Annotated in this window: 21 protein-coding genes; 9 read left to right on the top strand and 12 right to left on the bottom strand. The window is 71.0% G+C overall.

Annotation, left to right across the window (positions count from 1 at the left end; all coding sequences use genetic code 11):
- Window positions 1-139 precede the first annotated feature (139 nt).
- The 3 genes from R4I43_RS19835 to R4I43_RS19825 are packed head-to-tail and all read left to right on the top strand — an operon-like array spanning window position 140 to window position 2,823.
- Window positions 140-712, top strand: coding sequence for a TetR/AcrR family transcriptional regulator (locus R4I43_RS19835; protein ID WP_324267148.1), 573 nt, complete (start codon window positions 140-142; stop codon window positions 710-712).
- The gene (locus R4I43_RS19830; protein WP_324267147.1) at window positions 709-2,088 is read left to right on the top strand and encodes an MFS transporter; all 1,380 of its coding nucleotides are present in this window, start codon (window positions 709-711) and stop codon (window positions 2,086-2,088) included. The genes R4I43_RS19835 and R4I43_RS19830 overlap by 4 nt, the downstream gene beginning before the upstream one ends.
- 24 nt (window positions 2,089-2,112) lie before the next feature.
- On the top strand, window positions 2,113-2,823 hold the full coding sequence (locus R4I43_RS19825) for a class I SAM-dependent methyltransferase (RefSeq protein ID WP_324267146.1): 711 nt from the start codon (window positions 2,113-2,115) through the stop codon (window positions 2,821-2,823).
- Between the two features lie 160 nt (window positions 2,824-2,983).
- On the opposite strand, the gene R4I43_RS19820 is transcribed toward R4I43_RS19825, so the two are convergent.
- Both R4I43_RS19820 and R4I43_RS19815 read right to left on the bottom strand, forming a co-directional pair.
- A complete protein-coding gene (locus tag R4I43_RS19820) occupies window positions 2,984-3,796 on the bottom strand; it encodes an aldo/keto reductase (RefSeq protein WP_324267145.1) in 813 nt (270 codons plus the stop codon).
- Between the two features lie 44 nt (window positions 3,797-3,840).
- Window positions 3,841-4,410: an NADPH-dependent FMN reductase gene (locus R4I43_RS19815; RefSeq protein WP_324267144.1), complete on the bottom strand. Its 570-nt coding sequence runs from the start codon at window positions 4,408-4,410 to the stop codon at window positions 3,841-3,843.
- 167 nt (window positions 4,411-4,577) lie between these two features.
- On the opposite strand from R4I43_RS19815, the gene R4I43_RS19810 reads away from it, so the two are divergent.
- A complete protein-coding gene (locus tag R4I43_RS19810; RefSeq protein ID WP_324267143.1) occupies window positions 4,578-5,438 on the top strand; it encodes a helix-turn-helix domain-containing protein in 861 nt (286 codons plus the stop codon).
- 8 nt (window positions 5,439-5,446) lie between these two features.
- On the opposite strand, the gene R4I43_RS19805 is transcribed toward R4I43_RS19810, so the two are convergent.
- A complete protein-coding gene (locus R4I43_RS19805) occupies window positions 5,447-6,235 on the bottom strand; it encodes a LuxR C-terminal-related transcriptional regulator (protein WP_324267142.1) in 789 nt (262 codons plus the stop codon).
- Window positions 6,236-6,381: 146 nt separating this feature from the next.
- Here R4I43_RS19805 and R4I43_RS19800 point away from each other — a divergent pair, with 146 nt between their 5' ends.
- Window positions 6,382-8,073 (top strand): AMP-binding protein, encoded by a 1,692-nt coding sequence (locus R4I43_RS19800; RefSeq protein ID WP_324267141.1) that lies wholly within the window; start codon window positions 6,382-6,384, stop codon window positions 8,071-8,073.
- 74 nt (window positions 8,074-8,147) lie between these two features.
- On the opposite strand, the gene R4I43_RS19795 is transcribed toward R4I43_RS19800, so the two are convergent.
- From R4I43_RS19795 to R4I43_RS19785, 3 genes are read right to left on the bottom strand one after another with little or no spacing between them, the layout of a single operon-like run.
- Window positions 8,148-9,125: a glutathione S-transferase family protein gene (locus R4I43_RS19795; protein ID WP_324267140.1), complete on the bottom strand. Its 978-nt coding sequence runs from the start codon at window positions 9,123-9,125 to the stop codon at window positions 8,148-8,150.
- Between the two features lie 58 nt (window positions 9,126-9,183).
- A complete protein-coding gene (locus tag R4I43_RS19790; protein WP_324267139.1) occupies window positions 9,184-10,473 on the bottom strand; it encodes an MFS transporter in 1,290 nt (429 codons plus the stop codon).
- Between the two features lie 2 nt (window positions 10,474-10,475).
- Window positions 10,476-11,669: a M20 metallopeptidase family protein gene (locus tag R4I43_RS19785; RefSeq protein WP_324267138.1), complete on the bottom strand. Its 1,194-nt coding sequence runs from the start codon at window positions 11,667-11,669 to the stop codon at window positions 10,476-10,478.
- 124 nt (window positions 11,670-11,793) lie between these two features.
- Here R4I43_RS19785 and R4I43_RS19780 point away from each other — a divergent pair, with 124 nt between their 5' ends.
- Window positions 11,794-12,816 carry an Lrp/AsnC family transcriptional regulator gene (locus R4I43_RS19780; RefSeq protein ID WP_324267137.1) on the top strand — a complete coding sequence of 341 codons (1,023 nt, stop codon included), beginning with the start codon at window positions 11,794-11,796 and terminating at the stop codon, window positions 12,814-12,816.
- 7 nt (window positions 12,817-12,823) lie between these two features.
- Here R4I43_RS19780 and R4I43_RS19775 read toward each other — a convergent pair whose 3' ends face one another.
- Window positions 12,824-14,131: a M1 family metallopeptidase gene (locus R4I43_RS19775; RefSeq protein ID WP_324267136.1), complete on the bottom strand. Its 1,308-nt coding sequence runs from the start codon at window positions 14,129-14,131 to the stop codon at window positions 12,824-12,826.
- A complete protein-coding gene (locus R4I43_RS19770) occupies window positions 14,128-18,021 on the bottom strand; it encodes a Pls/PosA family non-ribosomal peptide synthetase (RefSeq protein ID WP_324267135.1) in 3,894 nt (1,297 codons plus the stop codon). Before R4I43_RS19770 ends, R4I43_RS19775 begins: the two co-directional genes overlap by 4 nt.
- A gap of 336 nt (window positions 18,022-18,357) precedes the next feature.
- Here R4I43_RS19770 and R4I43_RS19765 point away from each other — a divergent pair, with 336 nt between their 5' ends.
- Window positions 18,358-21,168, top strand: coding sequence for a PQQ-dependent sugar dehydrogenase (locus tag R4I43_RS19765; RefSeq protein WP_324267134.1), 2,811 nt, complete (start codon window positions 18,358-18,360; stop codon window positions 21,166-21,168).
- A gap of 229 nt (window positions 21,169-21,397) precedes the next feature.
- Window positions 21,398-21,949, top strand: coding sequence for a snapalysin family zinc-dependent metalloprotease (locus R4I43_RS19760; protein ID WP_324267133.1), 552 nt, complete (start codon window positions 21,398-21,400; stop codon window positions 21,947-21,949).
- 19 nt (window positions 21,950-21,968) lie between these two features.
- Here the strand turns inward: R4I43_RS19760 and pptA are convergent, their stop codons facing one another.
- Window positions 21,969-22,196 (bottom strand): tautomerase PptA, encoded by a 228-nt coding sequence (gene pptA / locus R4I43_RS19755; RefSeq protein ID WP_324267132.1) that lies wholly within the window; start codon window positions 22,194-22,196, stop codon window positions 21,969-21,971.
- A 44-nt stretch (window positions 22,197-22,240) separates the two neighbouring features.
- Window positions 22,241-22,603, bottom strand: a complete 363-nt coding sequence (locus R4I43_RS19750; RefSeq protein WP_324267131.1) for an ArsR/SmtB family transcription factor — start codon at window positions 22,601-22,603, stop codon at window positions 22,241-22,243.
- A 66-nt stretch (window positions 22,604-22,669) separates the two neighbouring features.
- On the opposite strand from R4I43_RS19750, the gene R4I43_RS19745 reads away from it, so the two are divergent.
- On the top strand, window positions 22,670-23,707 hold the full coding sequence (locus tag R4I43_RS19745) for a cation diffusion facilitator family transporter (RefSeq protein WP_324267130.1): 1,038 nt from the start codon (window positions 22,670-22,672) through the stop codon (window positions 23,705-23,707).
- 2 nt (window positions 23,708-23,709) lie between these two features.
- Here the strand turns inward: R4I43_RS19745 and R4I43_RS19740 are convergent, their stop codons facing one another.
- Both R4I43_RS19740 and R4I43_RS19735 read right to left on the bottom strand, forming a co-directional pair.
- Complete coding sequence (locus tag R4I43_RS19740) at window positions 23,710-23,877, bottom strand: nitroreductase family protein (protein WP_324267129.1); 168 nt, start codon at window positions 23,875-23,877, stop codon at window positions 23,710-23,712.
- On the bottom strand, window positions 23,874-24,260 hold the full coding sequence (locus R4I43_RS19735) for a MerR family transcriptional regulator (protein ID WP_324267128.1): 387 nt from the start codon (window positions 24,258-24,260) through the stop codon (window positions 23,874-23,876). Before R4I43_RS19735 ends, R4I43_RS19740 begins: the two co-directional genes overlap by 4 nt.
- Between the last annotated feature and the right edge of the window lie 214 nt (window positions 24,261-24,474).

The raw sequence follows: 24,474 nt of genomic DNA, 5'->3' as shown, positions 1-24,474 counted from the left end.
CGTCAACGTGCGGCCCATCGTGCGAGCGCGAATGCACCCTGTCAACGCGCGCTCCTGCGCTGAATCGGCTTGCGGGACGAGGACTCCCGTCCCGGTGCGACCAGTTTGGTTAGTGGTTAGTAACTGGTAACTTGTCGGCATGGCTCAACGGATGAGCGGGACCGAACGACGTGCTCAGGTGCTGGCGATCGCGGCCGAGGAGTTCGCCGAGCACGGGCTGCACGGGGCCTCGACGGAGGCGATCGCGCGCAACGCCGGGATCACGCAGGCCTACGTCTTCCGGATGTTCGGGACGAAGAAGGCCCTGTTCCTGGAGCTGGTCCAGGCGGCGTTCGAGCGGGTCAGCGCCGGGATGCGCGAGGCCGGCGACGGGAAGGCGGGCATCGACGCGCTGTCGGCGATGGGCGCTCAGTACTTCGACCTGCTGGCGGACCGGACCTCGTTGCTGCTGCAGCTCCAGGGGTTCGCCGCGTGCGGCGACCCGGAGGTCAAGGACGCGGTCCGCGCGTGCTTCGCGCGGATGTGGGGCACCGCCGAGGACGGCACCGGGCTCGATCCGGTGGCGGTCAAGACGTTCCTCGCGTTCGGGATGCTGCTCAACGCCGGTGCCGCGATGGACGTCGAGGAGCTCGACGAGACCTGGGCCGAAGGGGTCCGCACCCGCGTCCAACCGGGCTTGTTCCACCACATCACGACCGAGGTGAACCGGTGAGCGAAGCCGTCGGCGGGCGGCTGAGCGAGGCGCTGGTGAGCACGGCGTTGTCGGCCGCGGTGATCGGCAGCGTTGGAGCACCCCTGATCACCCCCGTCGCCACCGGGATGCACGTGTCGTTCCACGCCGCGCAGTGGACCTTGACGTTGCCGCTGTTCACCGGCGCGATAGCGGGCCCGGTGCTGGGCAGGCTGGGCAGGCTGGGCAGCGGCCCGCACCGGCGCACCACGATCCTGGCGGCGCTGGCGCTGGTCGCGCTCGGCGGTCTGCTCACGGTTCTCCCGCTGCCGTTCGCGGTGCTGCTGCTCGGACGCGGGTTGCAGGGGCTGGGCGTGGCGGTGGGGGCGCTGCTGATGAGCGTCGCCCGCGCGCACCTGCCGCCGGAGCGCTCGACGTCCACGATCGCGGCCCTGTCGATCGCGGGGACGGTCGGCATCGGGGTCGGATATCCCGTGATCAGCCTCCTGGACCAGCTCGCGGGACTGCGGGCCGCCTACGGGCTCGGGTTCGTGCTGTCGGTCGTCGCGCTGGTCATCGCCTGGCGGGCGTTGCCGGTCGAGGAACCCGGTGAGCGACCGCGGATCGACCTCACCGGCGCGACGCTGCTGGCTCTCGGCACTCTCGGGTTCCTGCTCCTGGTCGCCGAACCGGCGATCTGGTCCTCGGCGTGGCTGGTCTGCGGCGTGCTCGCGGGTTCCGGTGCGGTCCTCGTCGTCTGGGCGATCGTCGAGCGGCGCACCACCGCGCCGCTGGTGGACCTGCGACTGCTCGGCCGGGCGACGGTGCTGCGCGCGAACCTGGCGATGCTCATCGCCGGGATGGGCTTGTACCTGCTGTTCAGCTTGCTCACCCGCTACGTGCAAACACCGGCGGGCGCCGGGTACGGGTTCGCGCTGCCCGGTGTCGCCGCCGGAGCGGCGCTGATCCCGTTCTCCGCGCTCGGCTTCGTCGCGGGCACGGTCCAGCCGCGTCTCCTCGCGCGCCTCACCGAACGTGGGACGTACGCGCTCTCGGCCGCCATCGCCATCGCGGCGGCGCTGCTGTTCGCCGCCGACCAGTCGCTCCCGGTCGTCCTCACCGCGATCGGGCTGCTGGGGTTCGGCGTCGGCGGCATCTCCGCGGTGATGCCCCGGCTGGTGCTCGCCGGTGTGCCGCAGGCGGAAACGGCCAGCGTGCTCTCGATCAACCAGATCGTCCGCAGCATCGGCTTCAGCACCGGCAGCGCGCTGGCCGGGCTCCTGCTCGCCACCTCCACGGCGCTGCCCAACCAGAACGACTACACGGCAGCAGCGCTCTGGGCCCTGCTCCCCCTCGCCACGACCGCCCTCATCATCACCACGACGAGCAGCAGAACAGCCGAACCTCGAACGCGGTGAACCTCGCGCCCCTACCCTCCGATCATGGATTCGCGGTTCAACGACTACGACGCGTTCGCCGAGGAGTACTCGGCGGCGAACGAGAGCAGTCCCGTCAACGCCCACTACGAACGTCCCGCGATGCTCGCGCTCGCCGGAAACGTGTCGGGCCGCCGCATTCTCGACGCGGGTTGCGGTTCCGGAGCCCTGTCCGCGAAGCTGCGGGATCGGGGGGCGCTCGTCACGGGGATCGATTCCAGCGCCGGGATGCTGGCGTCGGCGAAGCGCAAGCTCGGTGACGACGCAGACCTGCACCTCGCCGACCTGCGGAACCGGCTGCCGTTCGCCGATGAGGCGTTCGACGATGTGGTCGCGTCGCTCGTGTTGCACTACATCGAGGACTGGTCACCGACGCTCGCCGAGTTCCGGCGCGTCCTCAAGCCAGCAGGACGGTTGATCGTCTCGGTCGAGCACCCCTTCGTCGCCTACACGATCAGCGAGCCCCGGCCGGACTACTTCGCGACCACCAGCTACACCTTCAACTGGAGCTTCGGGGACAAGACGGTCCCGATGAAGTTCTGGCGCAGGTCCTTGCACGCGATGATCGAGGCCTTCACCACCTCCGGGTTCCGCCTCACCACCATCAGCGAGCCCCAGCCCGATCCGGCCGTCCGCGACCTGTTCCCCGACGTCTTCCAGAACCTCGCCACGACACCGACGTTCCAGTTCTTCGTCGTCGAAGTCCCGACGACCTAGGTCTGCGGACGGTCCTCGCGCGACGTGGGGACGTCGCGCTTCGTGCTCACGTCGGCGGCTTGAAGTCACCGCTGTTCGAGCAGTTCGTCCAGCCGCGGTGTGGTGCGATCCTGAGATGGCGAGAGCCGCCACGACGTTCCGTCCCGCAACACCGCGCATTTCAGGACCCCACGGCGCGGTTGGATGGGTGCCGCGGCGTGCTCAGCTGGTGCAGTTCCTCTTCGGTGAGGCGGATGTCGCGCGCGGCGGCGTTCGCATGGAGGTGACGAACGCTCGTGGTGCCGGGGAGCGGGACGACCGGGAGGTCGTGGACTCCACTTCGGTGGTGGACCCAGGCGAGCGCCACTTGACCCGGGGTGACGTCGTGCGTGCGGGCGATCTCGTCGAGGGTCGCGTCTGGCTGCCGGTGCAGCGAGCCGTGACCCGTCGGCGAGTGCGCCACGATGGTCACCCCGAGGTCGGCCGCGGTGGGGAGCAGATCCCGCTCCACGTCTCGTTCGAGCAGCGACCACTTCTCCTGCAACGCCGTGATCGGGTGGACGGCGTGGGCGCGGCGGAGATCGTCGGCGGTGACGTTGGACAAGCCAAGCGCACGCACCGCTCCCCCGTCGACCAGTTCCGCCATCGCTGCGACGGTGTCCTCGATCGGGACCGTTTCGCTGCGATGATGCAGGTAGTAGAGGTCGATCACGTCCACGCCGAGTCTCCTCAGGCTCGCCTCGGCCGCCTGCCGCACGTACGCCGGATCGGCCCGCACGTCGAAGTCGCCGGGGATCCCACCCTTCCACACCAGGCCGAACTTGCCGGCGAGCACCACCTCGCCCCGGCGTCGCCGGATGGCGCGACCGACGAGTTCCTCATTCCGGTAGGCGTCGGCCGTGTCGATCATCGTGATTCCGGCGTCGAGCGCAGCGTGCAGCACCGCCACCGGATTTCGATCAGGGTCGGGGTTGCGGTGCTCGCGCAATCTCATCGCGCCGAAGCCTTGGCCACCGAGTTCCACTCTCGTCTCGCCTTTCACGCGGCTGCGCGCGCCGCGCGGGCAGCGGTGAGGGCATTGGCCCACCACTGGAGCTGGTCGAGCATCTCGCGCGCCGCGATGGCCGGTTCCTCCGGGCGGCGGAGCTCCCCGTCGTCGTCGAACAGGAGGTAGTAGCGCGGGAACGAAACGTAGTTGCGGACGGTGTGCGCGTTGAGCTCGTTGAACACCTGCCGGAGCGCTTCGATGGCCAGCACTCCTCCGCTGGCTCCGCTGTAGCCGACGAAGCCGATGGCTTTGGCGTCCCACTGCGTGAAATGCCAGTCAATCGCCGCCTTGAGCGACGCGGGGAAGCTGCGGTTGTAATCGGGGGTGACGATGATGAACGCCTCGGCCTCGTCCAGTCGCCGGGTCAGGTCGGACATCCCTTCCGGCCGGTTCATGCCGGGGTCCATTGCGGGTGGGACAGCGGTCAGCTCCAGCGGCAGTTCGGCCTCGGCCAGGTCGATCACATCCACCTCGAACGCGCCGTGACGTTCGACCTGCTCGCTCATCCACCGCGCCACCACCGGGCCGAAGCGCCCTTCGCGGACGCTGCCGACGATCACCGCGAGCTTGATGCGGGACATTCACGTTCTCCTTCGCGATTGTCAGGCGACCCGATCGGCCGCTGGTGCTGAATCTGCCCGTTGGCAGCGGTTGCTAGGAAGACCGTGCGGATGGTGGTAGTGGGAGAGCCACCCGGTGATCTGCCCACGCCGGTACCGTTCGCGGGGTGAGCGAGAACGAGCTGGGCCTGTTCCTGCGGAGCCGGCGCGAAGCGGTCACCCCTTCTCAAGCCGGTCTGCCTGCGGGAAACCGGCGTCGCACACCCGGATTGCGCCGCGCGGAGCTGGCCACCCTGGCCGGCGTCAGCGTCGAGTACGTCATCCGGCTCGAACAGGGGCGGGACCGCCGGCCTTCGTCTCCGGTGCTCTCCGCGCTCGCCGATGCCCTCCAGCTCTCGCCGAGTGAACGCATCCACCTGCACCGGCTCAGCAAGGGAGCCGACCCCGGGTTCCACTGCATGGGCGGCGAGCAGCCGAAGCGAGAGGTCCGCGAGGCGGTGCGCGCGATCCTCGATCACCTCGAACCGGCGCCCGCCGTCGTGCTGAACCGCCTGACGGAAGTCCTGGCCTGCACCGATGGCTACCGTCGACTGATGGCTCCCCTCGGCCTCCTCGACGCCCCTGACTGGCCCAACCTCGCCCGGTTCGTCTTCACCGATCCCCGCGCGCGCAGCGCCTTCCCGGACTGGGAGCACGTGGCCGACGAGGTGGTGGCCGTGCTGAAGCACGGACCGTTCCGCGCTGATCCGGACGTCGCCTCACTGGCCGACGAGCTGACGATCGCTGCGGGCGCGGACTTCGCCCGGCGGGTGGAGACCGTTCCGGGCCTCGCCGCAGCCACAGGCATCCAACGCATGCACCAACCCGAGGTGGGGGAAATCCGCCTCAGTTACGAGGTATTGGAACTGTCAGCCGACGACGACCAGCGCCTCGTCGTGCACCTCCCCGCCGACGCCGCGGCCGAAGCCGCGCTCGAGCGGCTCGAAGGAAGGCGGCCCGGCGGTCTGCGCGCGGTGCGCAGCCGATAGGAGCGCACCTACAGGAGGCCAGCGGTTCGGGCTTCGTGGACCGCTGCTGTGCGGTTGCGGACCGCGAGCTTGCGGGTGGCGTTGCGGAGGTAGGTCTTGACCGTCTGGGGGCTCAGGCCCAGTCGGGCGGCGATCTCCACGTTGGACGCCCCGATCTCGACGAGCCGGAGGGCTTCGATCTCGCGGGGCGCGAGGGTGACGCCGCGGCTGGTCGAGGGTTCGCGTCCGCCGAGTTGGCGGTGGATTCGGGTCAGGCGGGCACGCAGGGCTTCGTCGCCGGTCTCGGCGATGACCGCGGCCAGCTCGGCCAGCGGGTCCCCGTCGGCCAGCTCCGGGTCCGGGCGCAGCCGCTCCTCGACGTCTCGGGCGAGCTGGGTGGCCGCGACCTCGGCGGTGCGGACGGCGCGATCCCCGACCGGCCGGTGGTCGCGGGAGGCGCCGTAGAGGACCCCGCAGACCGCGTTGCCGACCGTGATGGGCAGGGCGAACACCGAGGTCAGGCGCTCCTGCCGGACCACGATGGGGTCGTACTCGTGGGTGATGTCGGCGGTGCGGGCGTAGTCGTTGACGCAGTGCGCGGCGCGATCGCGCAGCACCCGGCCGCCGAGCCCGCTGCCCGGGCGCACCTCCAGTCCGCGCAGTCCGGCCCCGTAGGTGCCTCGCAACCGGCCGATGACCAGGCGCTGCGGCGTCGTCGAGGTGGTTCCGCCGAAGACGACCGGGATGCCGGTCGAGCGCGCCAGCCAGCGCAACCGCTCCGGTAGGAGACGATCGATCCAGTCGGTCACGTCATCCATGCGCCCTCCCCAGCCCCATCGCCGGTCCACGTGGCTGGATACCGCGCAACGGCGCATCGCCGCTACCCCCGCGAGTGGGTATTCGCCGCACCAGCCGGCGGTGCAGTCTCGTCCGGACACCGTCGTCACGTCGAAGGGGAAGCCGCATGGACGTCACCAGCGCCTACCGGGAAAGTCGCGACCAGCTGCTGGCGCTGCGCGGTGAGCACGCCCGCGCGGTCGCCGAGTTCCGCTGGCCGGAGCTGGGCGAGCGGTTCAACTGGGCGATCGACTGGTTCGACGCGATCGCCCGCGGCAACGACCGCCCTGCGCTGGTGATCGTCGAGGAGGACGGCTCCGAGCTGCGGCGCAGCTACGCCGAGATGACCGCCGCCTCCGACCGGCTCGCCGGCTGGTTGTCCGAGCGGGGCGTGCGGCGCGGTGAGCCGGTGGTGCTGATGCTCGGCAACCAGGTCGAGCTGTGGGAATCGATGCTGGCGATCATGAAGCTGGGCGCGGTGATCGTGCCGACCACCACCGCCGTCGGACCGGCCGAGCTGGTCGACCGGATCGCCCGCAGCGGAGCCCGCCACGTCATCGCCAACGCCACCGACACCGACAAGTTCGCCGACGTGCCCGGCGACTACGGCCGCATCAGCGTCGGCCCGGCCGACGGGTGGTCCGACCTGCGCGAAGCGGCGGAGCGCCCGGCGACGCCGGTGGCCCACCCCGGGACCGCGCCGGGGGATCCGCTGCTGCACTACTTCACCTCCGGCACGACCTCGCGACCGAAGCTCGTCGAGCACACCCAGATCTCCTACCCCGTCGGCCACCTCACCACCATGTACTTCCTGGGCCTGCGGCCGGGCGACGTGCACCTGAACATCTCCTCGCCCGGGTGGGCCAAGCACGCGTGGTCGTGCTTCTTCGCGCCCTGGATCGCCGAAGCGACGGTCCTGGTGTGCAACTACCGCCGGTTCGACCCGGCCATGCTGCTCGACCGCCTGCACCGGTGGGAGGTGTCGACGTTCTGCGCGCCGCCGACGGTGTGGCGGATGCTCATCAACTCCGACCTCGGCGACCGGCCCGAGTCGCTGCGCGAGGTCATCGGCGCGGGCGAGCCGCTCAACCCCGAGGTCATCGAGCAGGTCCAGCGCGCGTGGGGGCTGGCGCTGCGCGACGGGTTCGGGCAGACCGAGACCACCGCGCAGGTCGCCAACACGCCCGGCTCGGAGATCCGCCCGGGCTCGATGGGCCGCGCGCTGCCCGGAGTGCCTGTCGTGCTGGTCGATCCGGCGACCGACCGGCCCGTGGAGGGAACCGGGGAGGGCGAGATCTGCCTCGACCTCGCGCAGCAACCGCTGCCGCTGATGACCGGCTACCGCGACGACGCCGAGCGCAACGACGCCGCGATGGGCGGCGGCTACTACCGCACCGGCGACGTCGCGACCATCGACGCGGACGGCTACATCACCTACGTCGGCCGCACCGACGACGTCTTCAAGGCCAGCGACTACAAGATCAGCCCGTTCGAGCTGGAATCGGTGCTCATCGAGCACCCCGCTGTTGCCGAAGCCGCCGTGGTGCCGGCGCCCGACCCGGTGCGGCTCGCGGTGCCCAAGGCCTACATCGCGCTCGCCCCGGGCCACGAACCCGGCAAGGCCACGGCGTTGGAGATCCTGCGCTACGCCCGCGAGCACCTAGCGCCCTACCAGCGGGTCCGCCGCCTGGAGTTCTTCGACCTCCCCAAGACGATCTCCGGCAAGATCCGCCGCGTCGAACTGCGCGCCCGCGAGGAGGACGCCCCCCGCGATGACACCGAGTGGCGCGACGACCAGTTCCCCGAGCTGAAGGGCTAGCGGCCGTCTGCAGTCAGAACCGTCCATGCTCGATCTCCACGTCGCGCGGACGGTTCTGACCAGGACGCCCTCCCTCACCCGATGCTCGGGACCTGCTCGCTCTGCGGGGGTGGGCCAGGTGGGGTGCCGTTGCCGAAGGGGCGGCCGCCGAGCTTCTCTCGGCCGTGGGGTTCCAGGAGGCCCGTGAGTTCCGGGCCCGCCGGGATGATCCCGGTCGGGTTCACGTTGCGGTGCACCACGTAGTAGTGCTCCTTGATCTGCGGGAAGTGGATCGTGTCGCCGAAACCCGGGGTCTGGAACAGGTCTCGCGTGTAGTCGCGCAGCACCGGCATCTCGGTGAGCTTGTGGCGGTTGCACTTGAAGTGGCCGTGGTAGACCGCGTCGAAGCGCACCAGCGTCGGGAACAGGTGCACGTCGGCCTCGGTGATCGTGTCGCCGACGAGGTAGCGCTGCGCGGACAACCGCTCGGCCAGCTGGTCCATCGCCTCGAACAGCTCGCCGAAGGCCTTGTCGTGGGCTTCCTGGGTCTGGGCGAAACCGGTCTTGTAGACGCCGTTGTTCACCCGGAACACCAGGTCGCCGACCTCGTCGATCTCGCTGCGCAGGTCTTCCGGGTACAGGTCGGGCGCGCCCGCCCGGTGGTGCTCGCGCCACTCGGTGGACAGGTCGAGGGTGATCTGCGGGAAGTCGTTGGTGACGAGCTGCCCGCTGGGGACGTCGACGATCGCGGGCACCGTGATGCCCTTGTCGTAGTCGGGGAAGCGGGCCAGGAACGCCTCCTGCAACCGCTCGACGCCCAGCACCGGGTCCCGGCCGCCCGGATCGAGGTCGAAGCGCCAGCTGCGCTCGTCGTGGGTGGGGCCGGCGATGCCCATCGACAGCACCGGCTCCAGCCCCAGCAGACGCCGCACGATCACCGCGCGGTTCGCCCACGGGCAAGCCCGGGCCACCACCAGGCGGTAGCGCCCGGGCTCCACCGGATAGCCGTCCCGCCCGTCGGCGGTGATCCGCGTGGCGATGTAGTTCATGTCCCGTCTGAATTCACCGGCCATGCCCCGATCGTCCACCGCAGACCCCGGCCCCGCCAAACGCGCGGACGCCCTCGGCGAGTCAGGCCGCGACCACCGCCTCCGCCGGTGCGGGCTTGCGGGCGGTGTCGGCCAGCAGGACCGCCGCCACCGCCGAGATCGCGGCCACCCCGATCAGGTAGTAGGCCGGTGCCATCGGGTTGCCGGTCGATTCCACCAGCGTGGACAGGATCAGCGGCGTCGAGCCGCCGAAGATCGACACCGCGGCGCTGTAGGCCAGCGACAGGCCGCTGTAGCGCACCTTGGTCGGGAAGGCCTCGGCGATGGCCGTGGAGATCGCCGCCAGGCTGGGCGCCATCAGCAGCCCCAGCAGCACGTACGCGAGCGTGATCAGCGCGAACCGGCCGGAGAGGATCAGCTCGTACATCGGCACCGCCAGCACCATCAGCGCCAGCGGGGTGGCGATCAGGAACGGCTTGCGCCGTCCGATGCGATCGGCCAGCAGCGCCCAGGCCGGGCAGGTCAGCAGCAGCGCGGCGATGCCCACCAGCATCGCGCTGAACATGTCCACCTGCGGGATGTGCAGGTTCTTCACCAGGAACGCCGGCCAGAACGCCTGGACCATGTAGGTACAGGTCGTGCCGGAGATGATCAGACCGATCACCTTGAGCACGTTGGGCCAGTGCTCCCGCAAGGTGATCAGCAGCGGGGCGCCGCTGTGCTCGGCGGATTCGGCCTGGAACTCGGGGGTTTCGTCCAGCTTCAGCCGCAGGTACAGCCCGATCGCGCCGAGCGGCAGGGTGATCAGGAACGGGACCCGCCAGCCCCACTCGTTGAGCGCCTCGGGCGCCAGCGCCAGCGACAGCAGCGCGCCGATCACGGTGGCCACGAAGGTGGCCGCGTACTGGGTGAACATCTGCCAGCTGCCGTAGAAGGTGCGCCGGTTGCGCGGCGCGTACTCGACCATGAAGGCGGTGGCGCCGCCGAACTCGCCCCCTGCCGAGAACCCCTGCACCACGCGGGCGATCACCAGCAGGATCGGCGCGGTCAAGCCGATCCCGTCGTAGGTGGGCAGCAGGCCGATGATGAAGGTGGCCACCGACATACCGATGATGGAGATCGACAGCGTGGTGCGCCGCCCCATCCGGTCCCCGTAGTGGCCGAAGATCAGCGCGCCCAGCGGGCGCAGCACGAACGACACGCCGAACGCGGCGAAGGTGGCGATCAGGCTGTTGCTGCCCGGGAAGAAGTTCGCCGCGATCGCGGCGGCGAAGAACCCGTAGAGCCCGAACTCGAACCACTCGATGAAGTTGCCGATGGAGGCCGCGAGCACCGCCTTGCGGCGCACCGGCTGTGGCACGGAGGTCGTCATGATCATCCCCCCACGTGGGTGCGGGCCAGGGCGAGTTCGGCGTAGGCGGTGGCGCCGTCGGCGAGCACCGCGTCGTCGAACAGAGCCGTCGGCGAGTGGTTGTAGTCGGCCGAGTCCGGGTCGATGCCCTCGGGAACCGCGCCGAGGCCGATGAAGCTGCCCGGCACCTCGTCGAGCACCCGGCAGAAGTCCTCCGAGCCCGACAGCGGGTTGACCAGGGTCTCGTGCCGCTCCTCGCCGAAGAGCTCCCGGATGGTGCTGTCGGCGAAGGCCGTCTCCTCGGCGTCGGTGCTGGTCGGCGGGTAGCCCGGCCGGTACTCGACCTCGACGTCGACGCGGTGCGCGGCGGCCACGGCGCGCAGCACCTCGGCCGAGCGCTCCCGCATCCGCTCGCGCGACTCCGGCGAGAAGGTGCGCACGGTGGCGCCGAAGGTCGCGATCTCCGGGATGACGTTGACCGCGGTCCCGGCGTGCAGCGAGCCGACCGACAGCACCACCGGGTCGAACATGTCGAACTGCCGGGTCACCATCGTCTGCAGCGAGGTGATCATCTCGCTGATCGCGGCGACCGGGTCCTGGGTGCGGTGCGGCGCCGAACCGTGCCCGCCGGAGCCGTGCACGCGCACGTGCAGCTCGTCGGAGGCCGAGAGCATCGTGCCGGGGCGCGTGACGAACAGGCCTTGCGGCGCGTTCGAGGAGAACACGTGCATGCCGTAGGCGGCGTCGACCCGGCGACCGGAGGCCTCCAGCACGCCCTCGTCGACCATGATCCGCGCCCCGTCGCAGCCCTCCTCCCCCGGCTGGAACATCAGCACCACGTCGCCGCCCAGCCGGTCGCGGTGCGCGCACAGCAGCCGCGCCGCGCCGATGAGCATCGTGGTGTGCAGGTCGTGGCCGCAGGCGTGCATGGTGTCGCCGGTCTGCGAGGCGAAGTCGAGACCGGTGCGCTCGCGGACCGGCAGCGCGTCCATGTCGGCGCGCAGCAGCACGGTCGGCCCGTCGCCGCCGCGCAGCACGCCGGTCACCGAGGTGGTGTCCCGCCCGGTGGTGATCTCCAGCGGGAGGTCGTCCAACGCGGCCAGCACCCGCTCCTGGGTGCGGGGCAGTCGCAGCCCGACCTCGGGGTCCCGGTGGAAGTCGTGGCGCAGCGCGATCAGCTCGTCGTGGATCGCCCGCGCGTCCTCGTGCACAGTCAACTGCTACCTCCGGAAGTGACCTGGTTCATAACGGCACCAGAGCGCGTCAGTGTGCGATGTCGGCCGGGTCGGACGTGTTAAATCGCAGGATTCGTGCAACGACTGCCGCCAGGAGAGGTGATTCGTGCATTCCCGTGCACCGGAGCTGGCAGAAGAGGATCTGGCACTGATCCACGCGCTGCAGATCGCGCCGCGCGTGAGCTGGGCGGAGGCCGCGCGCGTGCTGGACTCCTCGCCGACGGCGCTGGCCGCGCGCTGGCAGCGGCTGCGCGCGGCGGGCCTGGCGTGGGTGACGGTGCATTCCGGCGAGCAGTCGCACGACGTGGTGGCGTTCGTGGACCTGCGGGTGGACCCGGCCCACCGGGCGGAGGCCATCGAGCGCATCTCGCGCGATCCCCGAGCGGCCTCGGTCGAGGAGACCGCCGGAGGTCGCGACCTGGTCCTGACGGTGATCGTCCCGGACTACGACTCGCTGGCCGCGTTCACCCTCGACGAGCTGCCCACCACCCCGGGCGTGCGGGCGGTGAACACGCACGTGGCCACCAAGGTGCACCGGCAGGGCGCGGACTGGCGCCTGGACGCCCTCGACCGCGAGCAGCAGCTCGCGGTGCGCGACGCGGCCCGGCACGCCGAAACTCCCGCGCCGGGGCGGATCCCGGATTCGTACTGGCCGGTGGTGCAGCGGCTGGCGCAGGACGGCAGGCAGAACGCGGCCGAGATCGCCCGGGCGCTGGGCCGCGATCCGGCGACGGTGCGCAGGCAGGTCGCCCGCCTGCTGGCCACCGACGCGCTGGCGTTCCGCTGCGAGGTCGCAGGCCTGCGGAGCCGCTGGCCGATCGTGTGCACGTGGTTCGCGCAGGTCCCGATGACCGAGCTGGACCACACGGTCCGCTCGCTGTCGACGCTGCCCGAGCTGCGGCTGCTGGTGTCCACGGCCGGCCAGTCGAACCTGATGTTCCTGCTGTGGGCCCGATCCTCCGGCGACCTCATGCGCATCGAGCGCTCGGTGAACGAGAAGCTGCCCTGGCTGCGCCTGTCCGAGTCGGTGCTGACGCTGCGGACCCGCAAGCGCATGGGTTGGATCCTCGACCGCCACGGCCGCACCACCGGAGAACTCGTCCTCCCCCACACCCTGCAACCCCGCTGACCGCGGATCAGCTTGGCAGCGGCGGGAGTTCCTCCTCGTCGAGCCACCTGGTGAAGAAGCCGTCGGGGGTGCCGAACTCCGCGGCCAGGGCGGTGAAGTCCGGTGTGGACACCGTGCCGTGGCGGTGGTCGGTGGCCCAGCGGCGCAGGAGCGCGAAGAAGGGCTGGTCGCCGAGCTCGTGGCGGAGCGCGTGCAGGGTGATCGCGCCGCGCTTGTAGACCTGGGGGTCGAACATCCTGTCCACGCCCGGATCGGCGATGGCCAGGTCGCCGGCGATCTGGGCGTGCCAGTCCGCGGCGTGCTGCTGGGCGGTCGGGCCCCCGGAGCGCTCCGACCACAGCCACTCCGCGTAGGTCGCGAAGCCCTCGTTGAGCCAGATGTGCCGCCAGTCGGCGATCGTGAGGCTGTTGCCGAACCACTGGTGCGCCAGCTCGTGCACGACGAGCCGTTCGTGGGTGCGCTGGCCGTCGACGTGGTTCGCGCCGAAGATCGACATGCCCTGGGCCTCGACCGGGTCGTCCAGGTCGTCGTCGGTGACGACCACGACGTGCCCGCCGAACGGGTACGGGCCGAACAGCTCCTGCAAGCAGTCCATGATCTGGCCGTGGCGTCCGAAGTCGAACGCGAAGCGCTCGCTCAACCGGGCCGGGATCGCGGCCCGCTGCGGCACCTCACCGCCGATCAGCGGCACGTCGGTGTAGGGGCCGACCTGGACGCTCATCAGGTAGGTCGAGGTCGGTTCCGGCCGTTCGAAGACGTGCGTGGTGGTGCTGCCGCGCCGCTGCTGCGACACCAGGTTCCCGGTCACCTGCACCGAGAACGGCGTCGCGGCGGTGAACGAGACCCGGTAGGCGGCCTTGTCGGCCGGGTGGTCGTTGCACGGGAACCACGACGGCGCGCCGATCGGCTGGGCGGCGACGAGGGAACCTTCGGTGAGCTCCTCCCAACCGATCTCGCCCCACCGGCCGCGGATCGGCTTGGGCGTGCCCGAGTACCGGATCTCCACGCGGAACCCGGCGCCCTCCGGGATGGCCCGTTGCGGCCTGATCCGCAGCTTGCCGCCGCTGTGGGTGTGCTTGGCGAGCTTGCCGTCCACCAGGACCCGCCGGACGCGCAGGTCGGCGAGATCGAGGCTGAAGCGCGACAGGGCTTGGGTGGCCACCGCCGAGATGCGGGCCTGGCCGTCGAGCCGGTTCGGCCCCACCTGGTAGTCCAGGTCCAGGTCGTAGTGCTCGACGCGGTATCCGCCGTTGCCGTGCTCGGGCAGGTAGGGGTCCGCCGATCGATCCGCACCCGGTGATGGAGCAGAACTCACCGATCGCGTCCCTTCTGCCAGTTCGTGATCGGGTTGCCGAGCCAGCGCGTGCGGGCGGGCACCTCGTCGCCCCGGGTCACCAGCGAGCCCGGTCCGATGGTCGTGTCGGAACCGATGCTCGCGCCGGGCAGCACGATCCCGTGCGGGCCCAGCGTAGCCCCGGCGTCCAGGTGCACCTCGTCGAGCCGCATGACGCGGTCGTGGAACAGGTGGGTCTGCACCACGCAGCCCCGGTTGACCGTCGCTCCCGCGCCGAGCCGCACCAGGTCGGCTTCGGGCAGCCAGTAGGTCTCCAGCCACACGCCGCGGCCGATCTTCGCGCCCATGCTGCGCTGCCACATCGTCAGCAGCGGGGTGCCGACGGCCGAACCGATCAGCCACGGCACCGCCAGCACCTCCACGAACATGTCCGCCAGCTCCGTGCGCCACACGAACGAGCACCACAGCGGGCGTTCACCGGCCCGGTAGCGCCCGACGAGCAGCCACTTCACCGCGGTCGCCACCAGGCAGGCCGCCAGACCGGCGCCCAGCACCACCGGTCCCGCCAGCAACGCCGCACCGAGCATCCCGACGCTGGCGTGCAGCTGGGCGAGCCCGGCGAGCACCAGCACCGACAGGGCGACGCTGAGCAGGACCGGGACGATCCGGAACAGCTCGACGAAGGCGCGGGCGAGCTTGAGCCGCAGCGGCGGCGCGAACGTCCGGCTCCGGTCGGCCCGGTCCACCGACCGCCGCAGCGGCATCGGCGGCATGCCCAGCCAGGACGAACCCTTCTTGGCCTTGCGCGGAGTCGACGACAGCACGCCGACGAGCCCACGCTTGGGCACGCGGCGTCCGGCGGCGGTCATCCCGGAGTTGCCGAGGAACGCCTGCTTGCCGATGCGCGCCGGTGCCACGTGCAGCCACCCGCCGCCGAGCTCGTAGGCGGCGACCATCGTGTCGTCGGCGAGGAACGCGCCGTCGGCGACCTCGGTCATCTTCGGCAGCGCGAGCACTGTGGAGGCTTCCACGTCGCGTCCGACCTTGGCGCCCAGCAGCCGCAGCCACACCGGCGTGATCAGGCTCGCGTACAGCGGGAACAGGCCGACGCGCGCCATGTCCATCAGCCGCTCGGTCGTCCACGCCTGCCACGCGACGCGGCCGTGCACCGGGTGGTAGCCCTCGCGCAAGCCGATGCTCAGCGCGCGGACGCAGACCAGCACCAGCAGCGCGTAGGCCAGGAAGTAGGACGCGCCCGCCAGCGGCACCACCGGCAGGATCCGCACCAGCGCCGAAGCGAGGTCCGGTGCACCGGCGATCGCGCGACCGAGCAGGACGGCACCGGGCACCGCTGCGGCCACCGGCAGCATCCCGAGCAGCATCGAGGAGATGCCGTAGAGCACGACCCAGGTCCGCGACCTGGGCGGGCGCGAGGTCGGCCAGGCCTGCGCGGACTTGCTCACCCGGCTGGCCGGAGATCCCGACCAGCGCTGCCCGGAGGGCACCGAGCCGTGCACGGTGGAGCCCGCGGCGATCTCGGCGCGCTTGCCGATGCGCGCGCCCGGCAGCAGCGTGCTGCGCGCGCCGACGCGGGATCCGGCACCGATCCGGATCTTGCCGATGTGCACCCGGTCGCCGTCGACCCAGTAGCCGGAGAGGTCCACCTCGGGTTCGACGGCGGCGCCCTTGCCGATCTTGAGCATGCCGGTGATCGGCGGCGGCGAGTGCAGGTCGACGTCGTCGGCGACGTTCGCGCCCAGCGCCCGCGCGTAGTAGGCGGTCCAGGAGGCGCCGGAAACGCCTGTGGCGCCGGAGAACTCGGCGAGCTGCTGCGCGGCCCACAGTCTCAAGTGGACACCACCCCCGCGCGGGTAGGTGCCTGGGCGCACCCCGTCGAGCAGGAACCGCGCGCCCACGGCCGAGATCGTGATGCGCCCGGCCGGGGTGAACAGCACCAGCCAGGCCCCCGCGATCCACCACCAGGACGCGGTCGGCAGGAACCCCACAGATCCGGTCCAGGTCAGGACGTTGCCGAGGGCCGCGAGCGCGGTCAGCCAGCGCAGCCCGACCAGCCCGAGCATCGGCAGCATGATCAGCAGCTGCAGCAGTCCGGTGCGGCGCGGTGTCGGCACGACCTCGTGCTGCGGGTTCTCGGTGGCCGCGTCCAGCGCGTCGAGGTGCGCGGCGAGTCCGCCGAGCGTCGATTCCTGGTAGATGTCGGCGACCGACACCTGCGGGTGGCGCAGCCGGATGCGGGCGATGAGCTGCGCGGCGGTGAGGCTGCCGCCGCCGTTCGCGAAGAAGTCGGCGGCCGGGTCGGCGACCTCGACGCCGAGGATCTCCGCCCAGCCCTGCGCCAACCACGACTCGGTGCCGGTCAGCGCACGCTCTGCGGCGTCCGAGGAGGTCCCGGGGTGGGGCAGCGGCCAGGGCAGCGCCGCGCGGTCGACCTTGCCGGAGGTGCGGGTCGGCAGGTCGTCGACGACCGCCAGCAGCGGCACCAGCGCGGCCGGCAGCCGCTCCTGCAGCTGCCGCACGGAGGCGTCGTGGACGAACTCGTCGCTGCCGGTCACGACGTAGCCCACCAGGACCTGGTTGCCGGCGGCCGTGGTCTGCACCGCGGCGGCCGCACCGGCCACGTGCGGCAGGGCCGCCAGCGCCGCGTCCACCTCGCCGAGCTCGATCCGGCGGCCGCCGAGCTTGACCTGCTCGTCGGCGCGTCCGACGAACAGCAGGCCTTCCGGTTCGGCGCGCACGACGTCACCGCTGCGGTAGGCGCGCGACCAGCCCAGCGAGGGCAGCGGCGCGAACTTCTCGGCGTCCTTGTCGACGTCGAGGTACCGGGCGAGGCCGACGCCGCCGATGACCAGCTCGCCGGTCCCGCCCATCGCGACCGGTTCGCCCCGGTCGTCGACGACCGCGAGCTCCCAGCCGGCCAGCGGCAGGCCGATGCGGACCTCCTGGTCGGCGCTGAGCTGAGCCGCGCAGGCCACCACGGTCGCCTCGGTGGGTCCGTAGGTGTTCCACACCTCCCGGCCTTCGACGTCCAGGCGTTCGGCCAGCTCCTGCGAGCAGGCCTCGCCGCCGAGGATGAGAAGCCGCACGTCCTCCAGCGCCTCGACCGGCCACAGCGCGGCCAGGGTCGGCACGGTGGACACGACGGTGATCCGCTGCGCCACCAGCCAGGGGCCGAGGTCGACGCCGGTGCGCACCAGCGCGCGCGGTGCGGGCACCAGGCAGCCGCCGTGGCGCCACGCCAGCCACATCTCCTCGCAGGAGGCGTCGAAGGCGACCGACAGCCCGGCCAGCACCCGGTCGCCGGGCCCGATGGGTTCGTCGGTGAGGAACAACCGCGCCTCCGCGTCGACGAAGGCCGCGGCGGAGGCGTGGGTGACGGCCACGCCCTTGGGCTTGCCGGTGGAGCCGGAGGTGAAGATGATCCAGGCGTCGTCGGCCGGGGCCGGTTCGCCGGGGTTGCCCTGCGGTGTGCGCAGCCGCTCCACCGCTCCGCCGCCGGTCAGTACCGCGCACACGTCGGCCTCGGCGAACACCAGCTGGGCGCGGTCGTCGGGGTCGTCGGCGTCGACGGGCACGTAGGCCGCGCCCGCGGCCAGCACGCCCAGGATCGACACGTACAGCTCGTTGGTCCCCGAGGGGATGCGGATGCCGACCCTGTCACCTGCGCCGATACCGGATTTCGCGAGCCGCTCGCGCACGGCGCCGACCTCGCCGAGCAGCCGGCGGTAGGTCAGCGCGGACGAGCCGTCGTCGATCGCGGGGGCGTCCGGGTGGCGCTTGGCGGTGGCGTGGAGGAGGTCGATCAGGGTGCGCTGGTCCGGGGCGAAGTCCGACCAGAACAGCGCGCCGGTCGAGGTCTCCCGCAGCGGTTCACGTGCCGTTGTCAGCGTCACCGCAGCCGCCGTTCCGCCGACTGCGAGGTCTCGAAGCTGAGGTCTGGACGTGAACCCACGGGCATCCTTCTCCTGTCGGCTGTGCGGTGGTCCGAACGACCCACTCGCGGCAGACTGACCAGCCTACGATCTCCAGCAGATCAACGCCGCACCACACGCCTGCGCGAGTGCGTGTTGTCACACTGCGGGGAACTCCTGTAACGCGAGGTGACCACGCCACCCCGAACCGGGCGGAATTCTTCGCAGCCCGTGCCGGGCTGGGTCGGAGGGCCCTGGTTGTTCTTGTCGGGAACGCGGCACAGTTGCTTTGTTCCCGGCTGAACTGGGGTAACGGTGATGATCGACGTCGATCGTTCGAAGGCATGCGCGGTGCTGTGCGCGTTGGCGATGGCCGTCGGGCTGATCGCCGCCCCACCACCGCCCGAGGCCTCGGCCGCGCCGTCGCTGCCGCCCGGGTTCGTGCTGCGCGACCAGCCCAGCGGACAGGCGCCCAACGACCTCACCGACTTCACGCACCTGCCGGACAACAGCGTGCTCAGCACCGGCAAGAAGGGGAAGGTGGCGTGGGTGTCGACCAGCGGCAAGGTCAACTCGCTGGCCACCCTGCCGGTGGACACCGTGCAGGACCTCGGGCTGGTCGGCATCGCCGCAGCACCCGACTTCGAAACGTCCCGGCACATCTACCTAGCCCGCTCGGTCCCGGACGGGGCCAGCGGCTACCTGCTGCGGCTCGCGCGCTGGACGGTCACCGGGAGCCCGGAGCCGACCGGGCTCGCGCAGGAGCAGGTGATCTTCGAGACCAGGACCTTCTCCGACGTCCACGGCATGACCGGGATCGTCGCCGCGCGCGACGGCACGCTGTGGGTGTCCATCGGCGACCTGGCCGACTTCCGGTTCACCGACCCCGCCGCGTTCCAGGCGTTCAACCTGGACTCGCCCGCGGGCAAGGTCGTGCACATCACGCCGGACGGCCGCGGCGTGGCGAGCAACCCGCACTTCCAGCCGTCGTCCCCGAACTCGTGGCGAAGTCGCGTCTACGCCAGCGGTTTCCGCAGCCCGTTCCGGCTGTCGCTCGACCCCACCACCGGGGCGCCGATCCTCGGCGACGTCGGCTACAGCACCTGGGAAGAGGTCGATGCCGTGCGGCCGGGGCAGAACTACAAGTGGCCCTGCTGGGAGGGGAACCACCCCGCTCCCGGCTACGCCGAGCGTCCCGAGTGCGCCAACGTCGCCAACACGCCCCCGGTGTGGGAGTACCACCACGGCAGCGGCACGGACCAGGGCAACAGCGTCACCGGCGGCATCACCTACCAGGGCGAGAGCTACCCGGAGGCCTATCGGGGCGCGTACTTCTTCGGCGACTTCAGCCAGCGCAAGCTGTGGAGCCTGCGGCTGGACGACCAGGGGAACCTGGCGCAAGCGCCGCAGAGCCCACCGCTGAGCACCGACATCGGCGGGCCGGTGAAGTTCGAGGCCGCGCCCAACGGCGACCTGGTCTACGCCGACATCTACGGCGGCTCCCTCCGCCGCCTGAGCTACTCGTCGGCCAACAACCCGCCGGTGGCAGAGGCCACCACGACCACCGACCCGGCCACCCGCACAGTCACCTTCGACGCCTCCGGTTCGCTGGACTTCGACGGCGACAACCTGCGCTACGACTGGGAGTTCGGTGACGGCACCACCGCCACGGGAGTCCGCGCGACGCACACCTACGCGCCGGGTGCGCCGCGGTTCACCGCCAGGCTGACCGTGCGCGACCCGTTCAACGCCGCCGACCGGCTCGACATCGTCGTGGCCCCGTCGAACCACTCCCCCGCGCTGAGTCTGACACCGCCCGCGCAGGCCGATTACGCGGTCGGGGACCCGATCCAGCTGTCGGCGGAGGCCACAGACGCCGAGGACGGGCCGCTGGAGGTGACGTGGACGAGTTCGGTCGTGCACTGCCCGGAGGAGACGACCTGCCACGACCACCCGGGCAGCGGCGCGCAGGGGCCCGACTTCGACACCGCGTTCACCGACCACCCGGACGCGCGGATGCAGTTCACCGCCACCGCGACCGATGCCGAGGGCGTCACCTCCTCGGCCAGCTACGTCGCCCACCCGCGCGAGCACCTGCTGACGCTGACCAGCAACGTCCCGGCGGCGCTGCAGATCCCCGTCGAAGGCGGGGCGAGCTCGGCGATGGTCACCGAAGGCGCGCAGCTGGACGTGCTGGCCGCCGAGACGGCCACCGACGGCGGGTCGACGTTCTCGCGGTGGGTCGACGGGCCGACCGCGCGGTCCCGGTTCATCACGATGGGCCCGGCCGATCAGACGCTGCGCGCCGAGTACCTGTCGGTGATCGACCAGCGCTACAGCACCGATCCCGGGCTGCGGGCACTGCTGGGCGCGCCGACCGGACCGGAGATCACCGACGGGCCGGTGCACCACCGCTCCTACGCCAACGGCAGGCTGTACTGGACCAAGGAGACCGGCGTGCACGCGGTGCACGGCGCCAACCTCGCCAAGTACCTCGAACTCGGCGGGCACGCGTTCTTCGGCGCTCCGCTCACCGACGAGACGTCCACACCGGACGGAGTGGGCCGCTACAACCACTTCACCAACGGCGCGTCGATCTACTGGACGCCCGGCACCTGGTCGCACGCGGTGTGGGGCGGGATCCGCGAGCAGTGGGCGCGGCTGGGCTGGGAAGTCGGCCCCGTCGGCTATCCCACGACCGACGAGACCGGCACTCCCGACCGGGTCGGGCGGTTCAACCACTTCAGCAAGGCGTCGTCGATCTACTGGACACCGCAGACCGGCGCGCACGGCATCTGGGGTGCGAACCGCGACCTGTGGAGCCGGCTCGGCTGGGAAACCGGGCCGATGGGTTACCCGACCACCGACGAGAGCATCACGCCCGACCAGGTGGGACGGTACAACCACTTCAGCAAGGCCGCGTCGATCTACTGGACACCGCAGACCTGGTCGCACGAGGTCTACGGCCGGATCCGGGAGCGCTGGGCGGTGCTGGGCTGGGAGCGCTCGTACCTGGGCTACCCGACGACCGGCGAGTTCTCGGTCTCGGGCGGCAGGCAGAACAACTTCCAGCACGGCTTCATCCGCTGGACCGCCGCCAACAACTCCGTCATCGACCGCCGCTACTGAGGCGGTCTTCAGTGGAGTTGACCGGACGTGGCGGACGCTGATCGCGGGAAATTCTGGCAAAATCGTCAACCGGTGCCGTGCGAGCACGCCCGAAAAATCCACATAGGACTGTGAAGAAGGGTGGGAATGGCGGGTATCCGCCAGTGTCCGGATCGTCGCGGGGTTCGTGCCTAGCCTCCGGACGTGCTCATCGCCTCCCGATGAGCACGTCCGACAGTGAGGAGCCGACATGCCCAGGTTTTCGACGACCACCGCGCTCGCCGGTGTGGCGACGGCGTTTCTGCTGGTAGCGGGCGCACCGCTGGCGGGAGCGGTCTCCGGTGACGCCGCCGAACCGCACATCGTCACCTACGACGCGAGCCACGCCCAGGAGTTCCAGGCCGCCATCGACGAGGCGACGGCGACGTGGAACGCCCAGGTCACCAACGTCAAGTTCGAGAAGGCCACCGACGGGCAGGCCGACCTCACGGTGCTCGCCGACGACGGCTGGCCGCGCGCCCAGACCGACTCGCTCGGCGCGGGCACGGTGTGGATGGGCCGGGAGGCGGTCAACGAGGGCCACCACGTCCCGCGCATCGCCACCCACGAGCTCGGGCACATCCTGGGGCTGCCCGACAACCGGACCGGCGTCTGCGAGGACCTGATGTCCGGGGCCAGCGCCGGAACCGACTGCGCGAACGACCTCCCCAACCCGGAGGAGAAGGCCGAGGTCGAGCAGAACTTCGCCCAGGGCCTGGAGATCGCCCCGCAGCTGTTCACCGAAGCCCCGGCGGGCCGCTGACCGCCTCGACGCCGCGTCGTCAGAGGTAGTCGGGACGTTTGATCAGGAGGTCGGAACGGCCCTTGATCTCGGGTTCGACGACGGTGTCGTTCCAGACCTCCTTCTCCACCGGCTCCAGCGTGACCGACACGGCTCCGTCGCGGGTGCCGAGGTGCTCGATCAAGGCTGCCGTGATCGACTCCGCGAGCGCGCGCTTCTGCTCGTCGGTGACCTCTTTCGGGAAGTGCTTGATGTTCACGTGCGGCATCGATCGCTCCTCGATCTCGGTTGACTCCGCCCCGACGGTAGCGGTCAGTCCGGGGCGTCGGTGTGGTGCGGGATGCCGTGGACGGTGTGATCGGCGAACTCGAGGGCCTCGGAGACCAGCGCGGCCAGGTGATCGCTGGCGATCCGGTAGAGCATCCGCCGCCCCTCGCGGCGGGACTGGACGAGTCCGGCGAGGCGCAGCCGCCCCAGGTGCTGGGAGACCGACGAGCGGGAAGCCGCCACCTGGTCGGTCAGCGTGCTGACGTCCTGCTCGGTGGTCAGCAGGCGCAGCAGGTGCAGCCGGGTCGGGTCGGCTAGGTGCCGCAGCACCTCCGCCGCCACCGCGAACCGGGCGTCGTCCGGCTGCTGCGAGCCGTTGGCTGTTGCCATGTTGTCGTGCGCGCGCATGCTTGCATGTTGCCTCCGACCAGGGCATTCTTCAAGCGGACGCACGCGAGCGGAGGTGGCGAGTTCATGGCGCAGCACCCCCACGGCCACGGGCACGGGCACGGGCACGGGCACGGCGAGGTTCGCCGGAGGTGGTGGCACCACGTCACGCACGCGGTGACGCCGCACAGCCACGACAGCGCCGACCGGTTCGACACGGCCTTGGAGACCAGCCGGCGCGGCCTGCGCACCCTGGTGTGGTCGTTCGCGGCGCTGCTGGTCACCGCGATCGCGCAGCTCGTGCTCGTGCTGCACACGCACTCGGTGGCGCTGCTGGGCGACACCATCCACAACTTCGCCGACGCGCTGACCGCGCTGCCGGTGGGCATCGCGTTCCTGCTGGGCCGGCGCGTGGCGACCCGGCGCTACACCTACGGGCTCGGCAGGGCCGAGGACCTCGCCGGGGTCGTGGTGGTGCTCATCATCGCCGCCTCGGCGGCGTTCGCCGGGTACGAGGCGGTGCTCCGGCTGATCGAGCCGAGGCCGGTGCAGCACCTGTGGGTGGTCGCCGCCGCGGGCCTGATCGGGTTCGCCGGCAACGAGCTCGTCGCGCGCTGGCGGATCTCCGTCGGGCGTCAGATCGGCTCAGCCGCGCTGGTCGCCGACGGGCTGCACGCCCGCACCGACGGATTCACCTCGCTGGCCGTGGTGCTCGGTGCCGCCGGTGTGGCGCTGGGCTTCCCGGTGGCCGATCCGATCATCGGCCTGGCGATCACGGTGGCGATCCTGTTCGTGCTGCGCGACGCGGCCAAGCAGGTCCTGCACCGGCTCCTGGACGCGGTCGACCCGCGCACCGTGGACCTCGCCGAACGCGCCGCCTCAGAAGTCACCGGGGTCCGGGGCGTCGACCGGGTGCGGATGCGCTGGATCGGCCACAGCCTGCACGCCGAACTGGCCGTGGCCGTCGATCCCGCGCTGACCGTGGAGCGGGCCCACCGCCTGGCCCACGACGTCGAACACGAACTGGTGCACCAGGTTCCGCGCCTGACGACCGCGGTCGTCCACACCGAACCCGCCACCGGAGCCGACTCGGCCCACGCGCTGCTCGCCCACCACCGGGATTGAGCTCACCACAGCGGGGTGTCGTGCAGCACCACGCTCTCCGGCAGCGGAACCCGCCCGATGTCGAGATCGCGCACCGGTGAATCGGGTTTCGCGGTCCCGAACGCGATGCCGAACAGGAGCTTGAACTCGTCGGAGACGCCCAGCGTCTTGCGCACGGTGTCGGCGGTCAATCTGAGGTGACCGTCATCTCCTGCTCGGCGCGTCCGAGGGCGTCGATGTAGCGGGAGATCGCGTCGCGGTTGTGCGTCAGGAACTCGATCTTCTCCGTCATCCGGTCGCGCTCGCGTTCCAGCAGTTCGCGCAGCTCCGGGTCCGGGTTGGCCACCACGATGTCCTGCGACTGGTTCAGGCAGGGCAGCATGTCGCCGATGATCCGCGTGGGGATGCCCGCGTCGAGCAGTCCGCGGATCTTCAGGACGCGGTCCACCAGGTACTCGTCGTAGTCCCGGTAGCCGTTGTCCAGCCGTCGCGGGGTGATCAGCCCCTGCTCCTCGTAGTACCGCAGCATCCGGGCCGGAATCCGCGTCCGCTCCGCCAGCTCCCCGATTCGCATCCCGCTCCCGTCGACCGATGCGGGCGAAGCCCCACCCGGGACTCCGCCACCCGCACAGAATTACCAGGCGATAACCAGCGCTGCTCGCCCCACCCTCGGGGGTCAGAGGTCGAGGAGTTCGCGGGCTCGTTCTCGCATCTCGACCTTGCGGACCTTGCCGGTGACCGTCATCGGGAACTCCTCGACCACGTGCACGTAACGCGGGATCTTGTAG

It is taken from the genome of Saccharopolyspora mangrovi (genome assembly GCF_035320975.1).
GTDB classification, from domain to species: domain Bacteria; phylum Actinomycetota; class Actinomycetes; order Mycobacteriales; family Pseudonocardiaceae; genus Saccharopolyspora; species Saccharopolyspora mangrovi.
This window is presented reverse-complemented; position numbering and strand designations above follow the sequence as displayed.

Bases quoted from the DNA above. Each gene is read 5' to 3' on its own strand.
- R4I43_RS19805 (WP_324267142.1), bottom strand. From the start codon at position 6,235: ATGGATGACGTGACCGACTGGATCGATCGTCTCCTACCGGAGCGGTTG.
- R4I43_RS19795 (WP_324267140.1), bottom strand. From the start codon at position 9,125: ATGGCCGGTGAATTCAGACGGGACATGAACTACATCGCCACGCGGATC.
- R4I43_RS19835 (WP_324267148.1), top strand. From the start codon at position 140: ATGGCTCAACGGATGAGCGGGACCGAACGACGTGCTCAGGTGCTGGCG.
- R4I43_RS19745 (WP_324267130.1), top strand. From the start codon at position 22,670: ATGGCGCAGCACCCCCACGGCCACGGGCACGGGCACGGGCACGGGCAC.
- R4I43_RS19825 (WP_324267146.1), top strand. From the start codon at position 2,113: ATGGATTCGCGGTTCAACGACTACGACGCGTTCGCCGAGGAGTACTCG.
- R4I43_RS19765 (WP_324267134.1), top strand. From the start codon at position 18,358: ATGATCGACGTCGATCGTTCGAAGGCATGCGCGGTGCTGTGCGCGTTG.
- R4I43_RS19820 (WP_324267145.1), bottom strand. From the start codon at position 3,796: ATGAGATTGCGCGAGCACCGCAACCCCGACCCTGATCGAAATCCGGTG.
- R4I43_RS19800 (WP_324267141.1), top strand. From the start codon at position 6,382: ATGGACGTCACCAGCGCCTACCGGGAAAGTCGCGACCAGCTGCTGGCG.
- R4I43_RS19750 (WP_324267131.1), bottom strand. From the start codon at position 22,603: ATGCGCGCGCACGACAACATGGCAACAGCCAACGGCTCGCAGCAGCCG.
- R4I43_RS19790 (WP_324267139.1), bottom strand. From the start codon at position 10,473: ATGACGACCTCCGTGCCACAGCCGGTGCGCCGCAAGGCGGTGCTCGCG.
- R4I43_RS19735 (WP_324267128.1), bottom strand. From the start codon at position 24,260: ATGCGAATCGGGGAGCTGGCGGAGCGGACGCGGATTCCGGCCCGGATG.
- pptA (WP_324267132.1), bottom strand. From the start codon at position 22,196: ATGCCGCACGTGAACATCAAGCACTTCCCGAAAGAGGTCACCGACGAG.
- R4I43_RS19760 (WP_324267133.1), top strand. From the start codon at position 21,398: ATGCCCAGGTTTTCGACGACCACCGCGCTCGCCGGTGTGGCGACGGCG.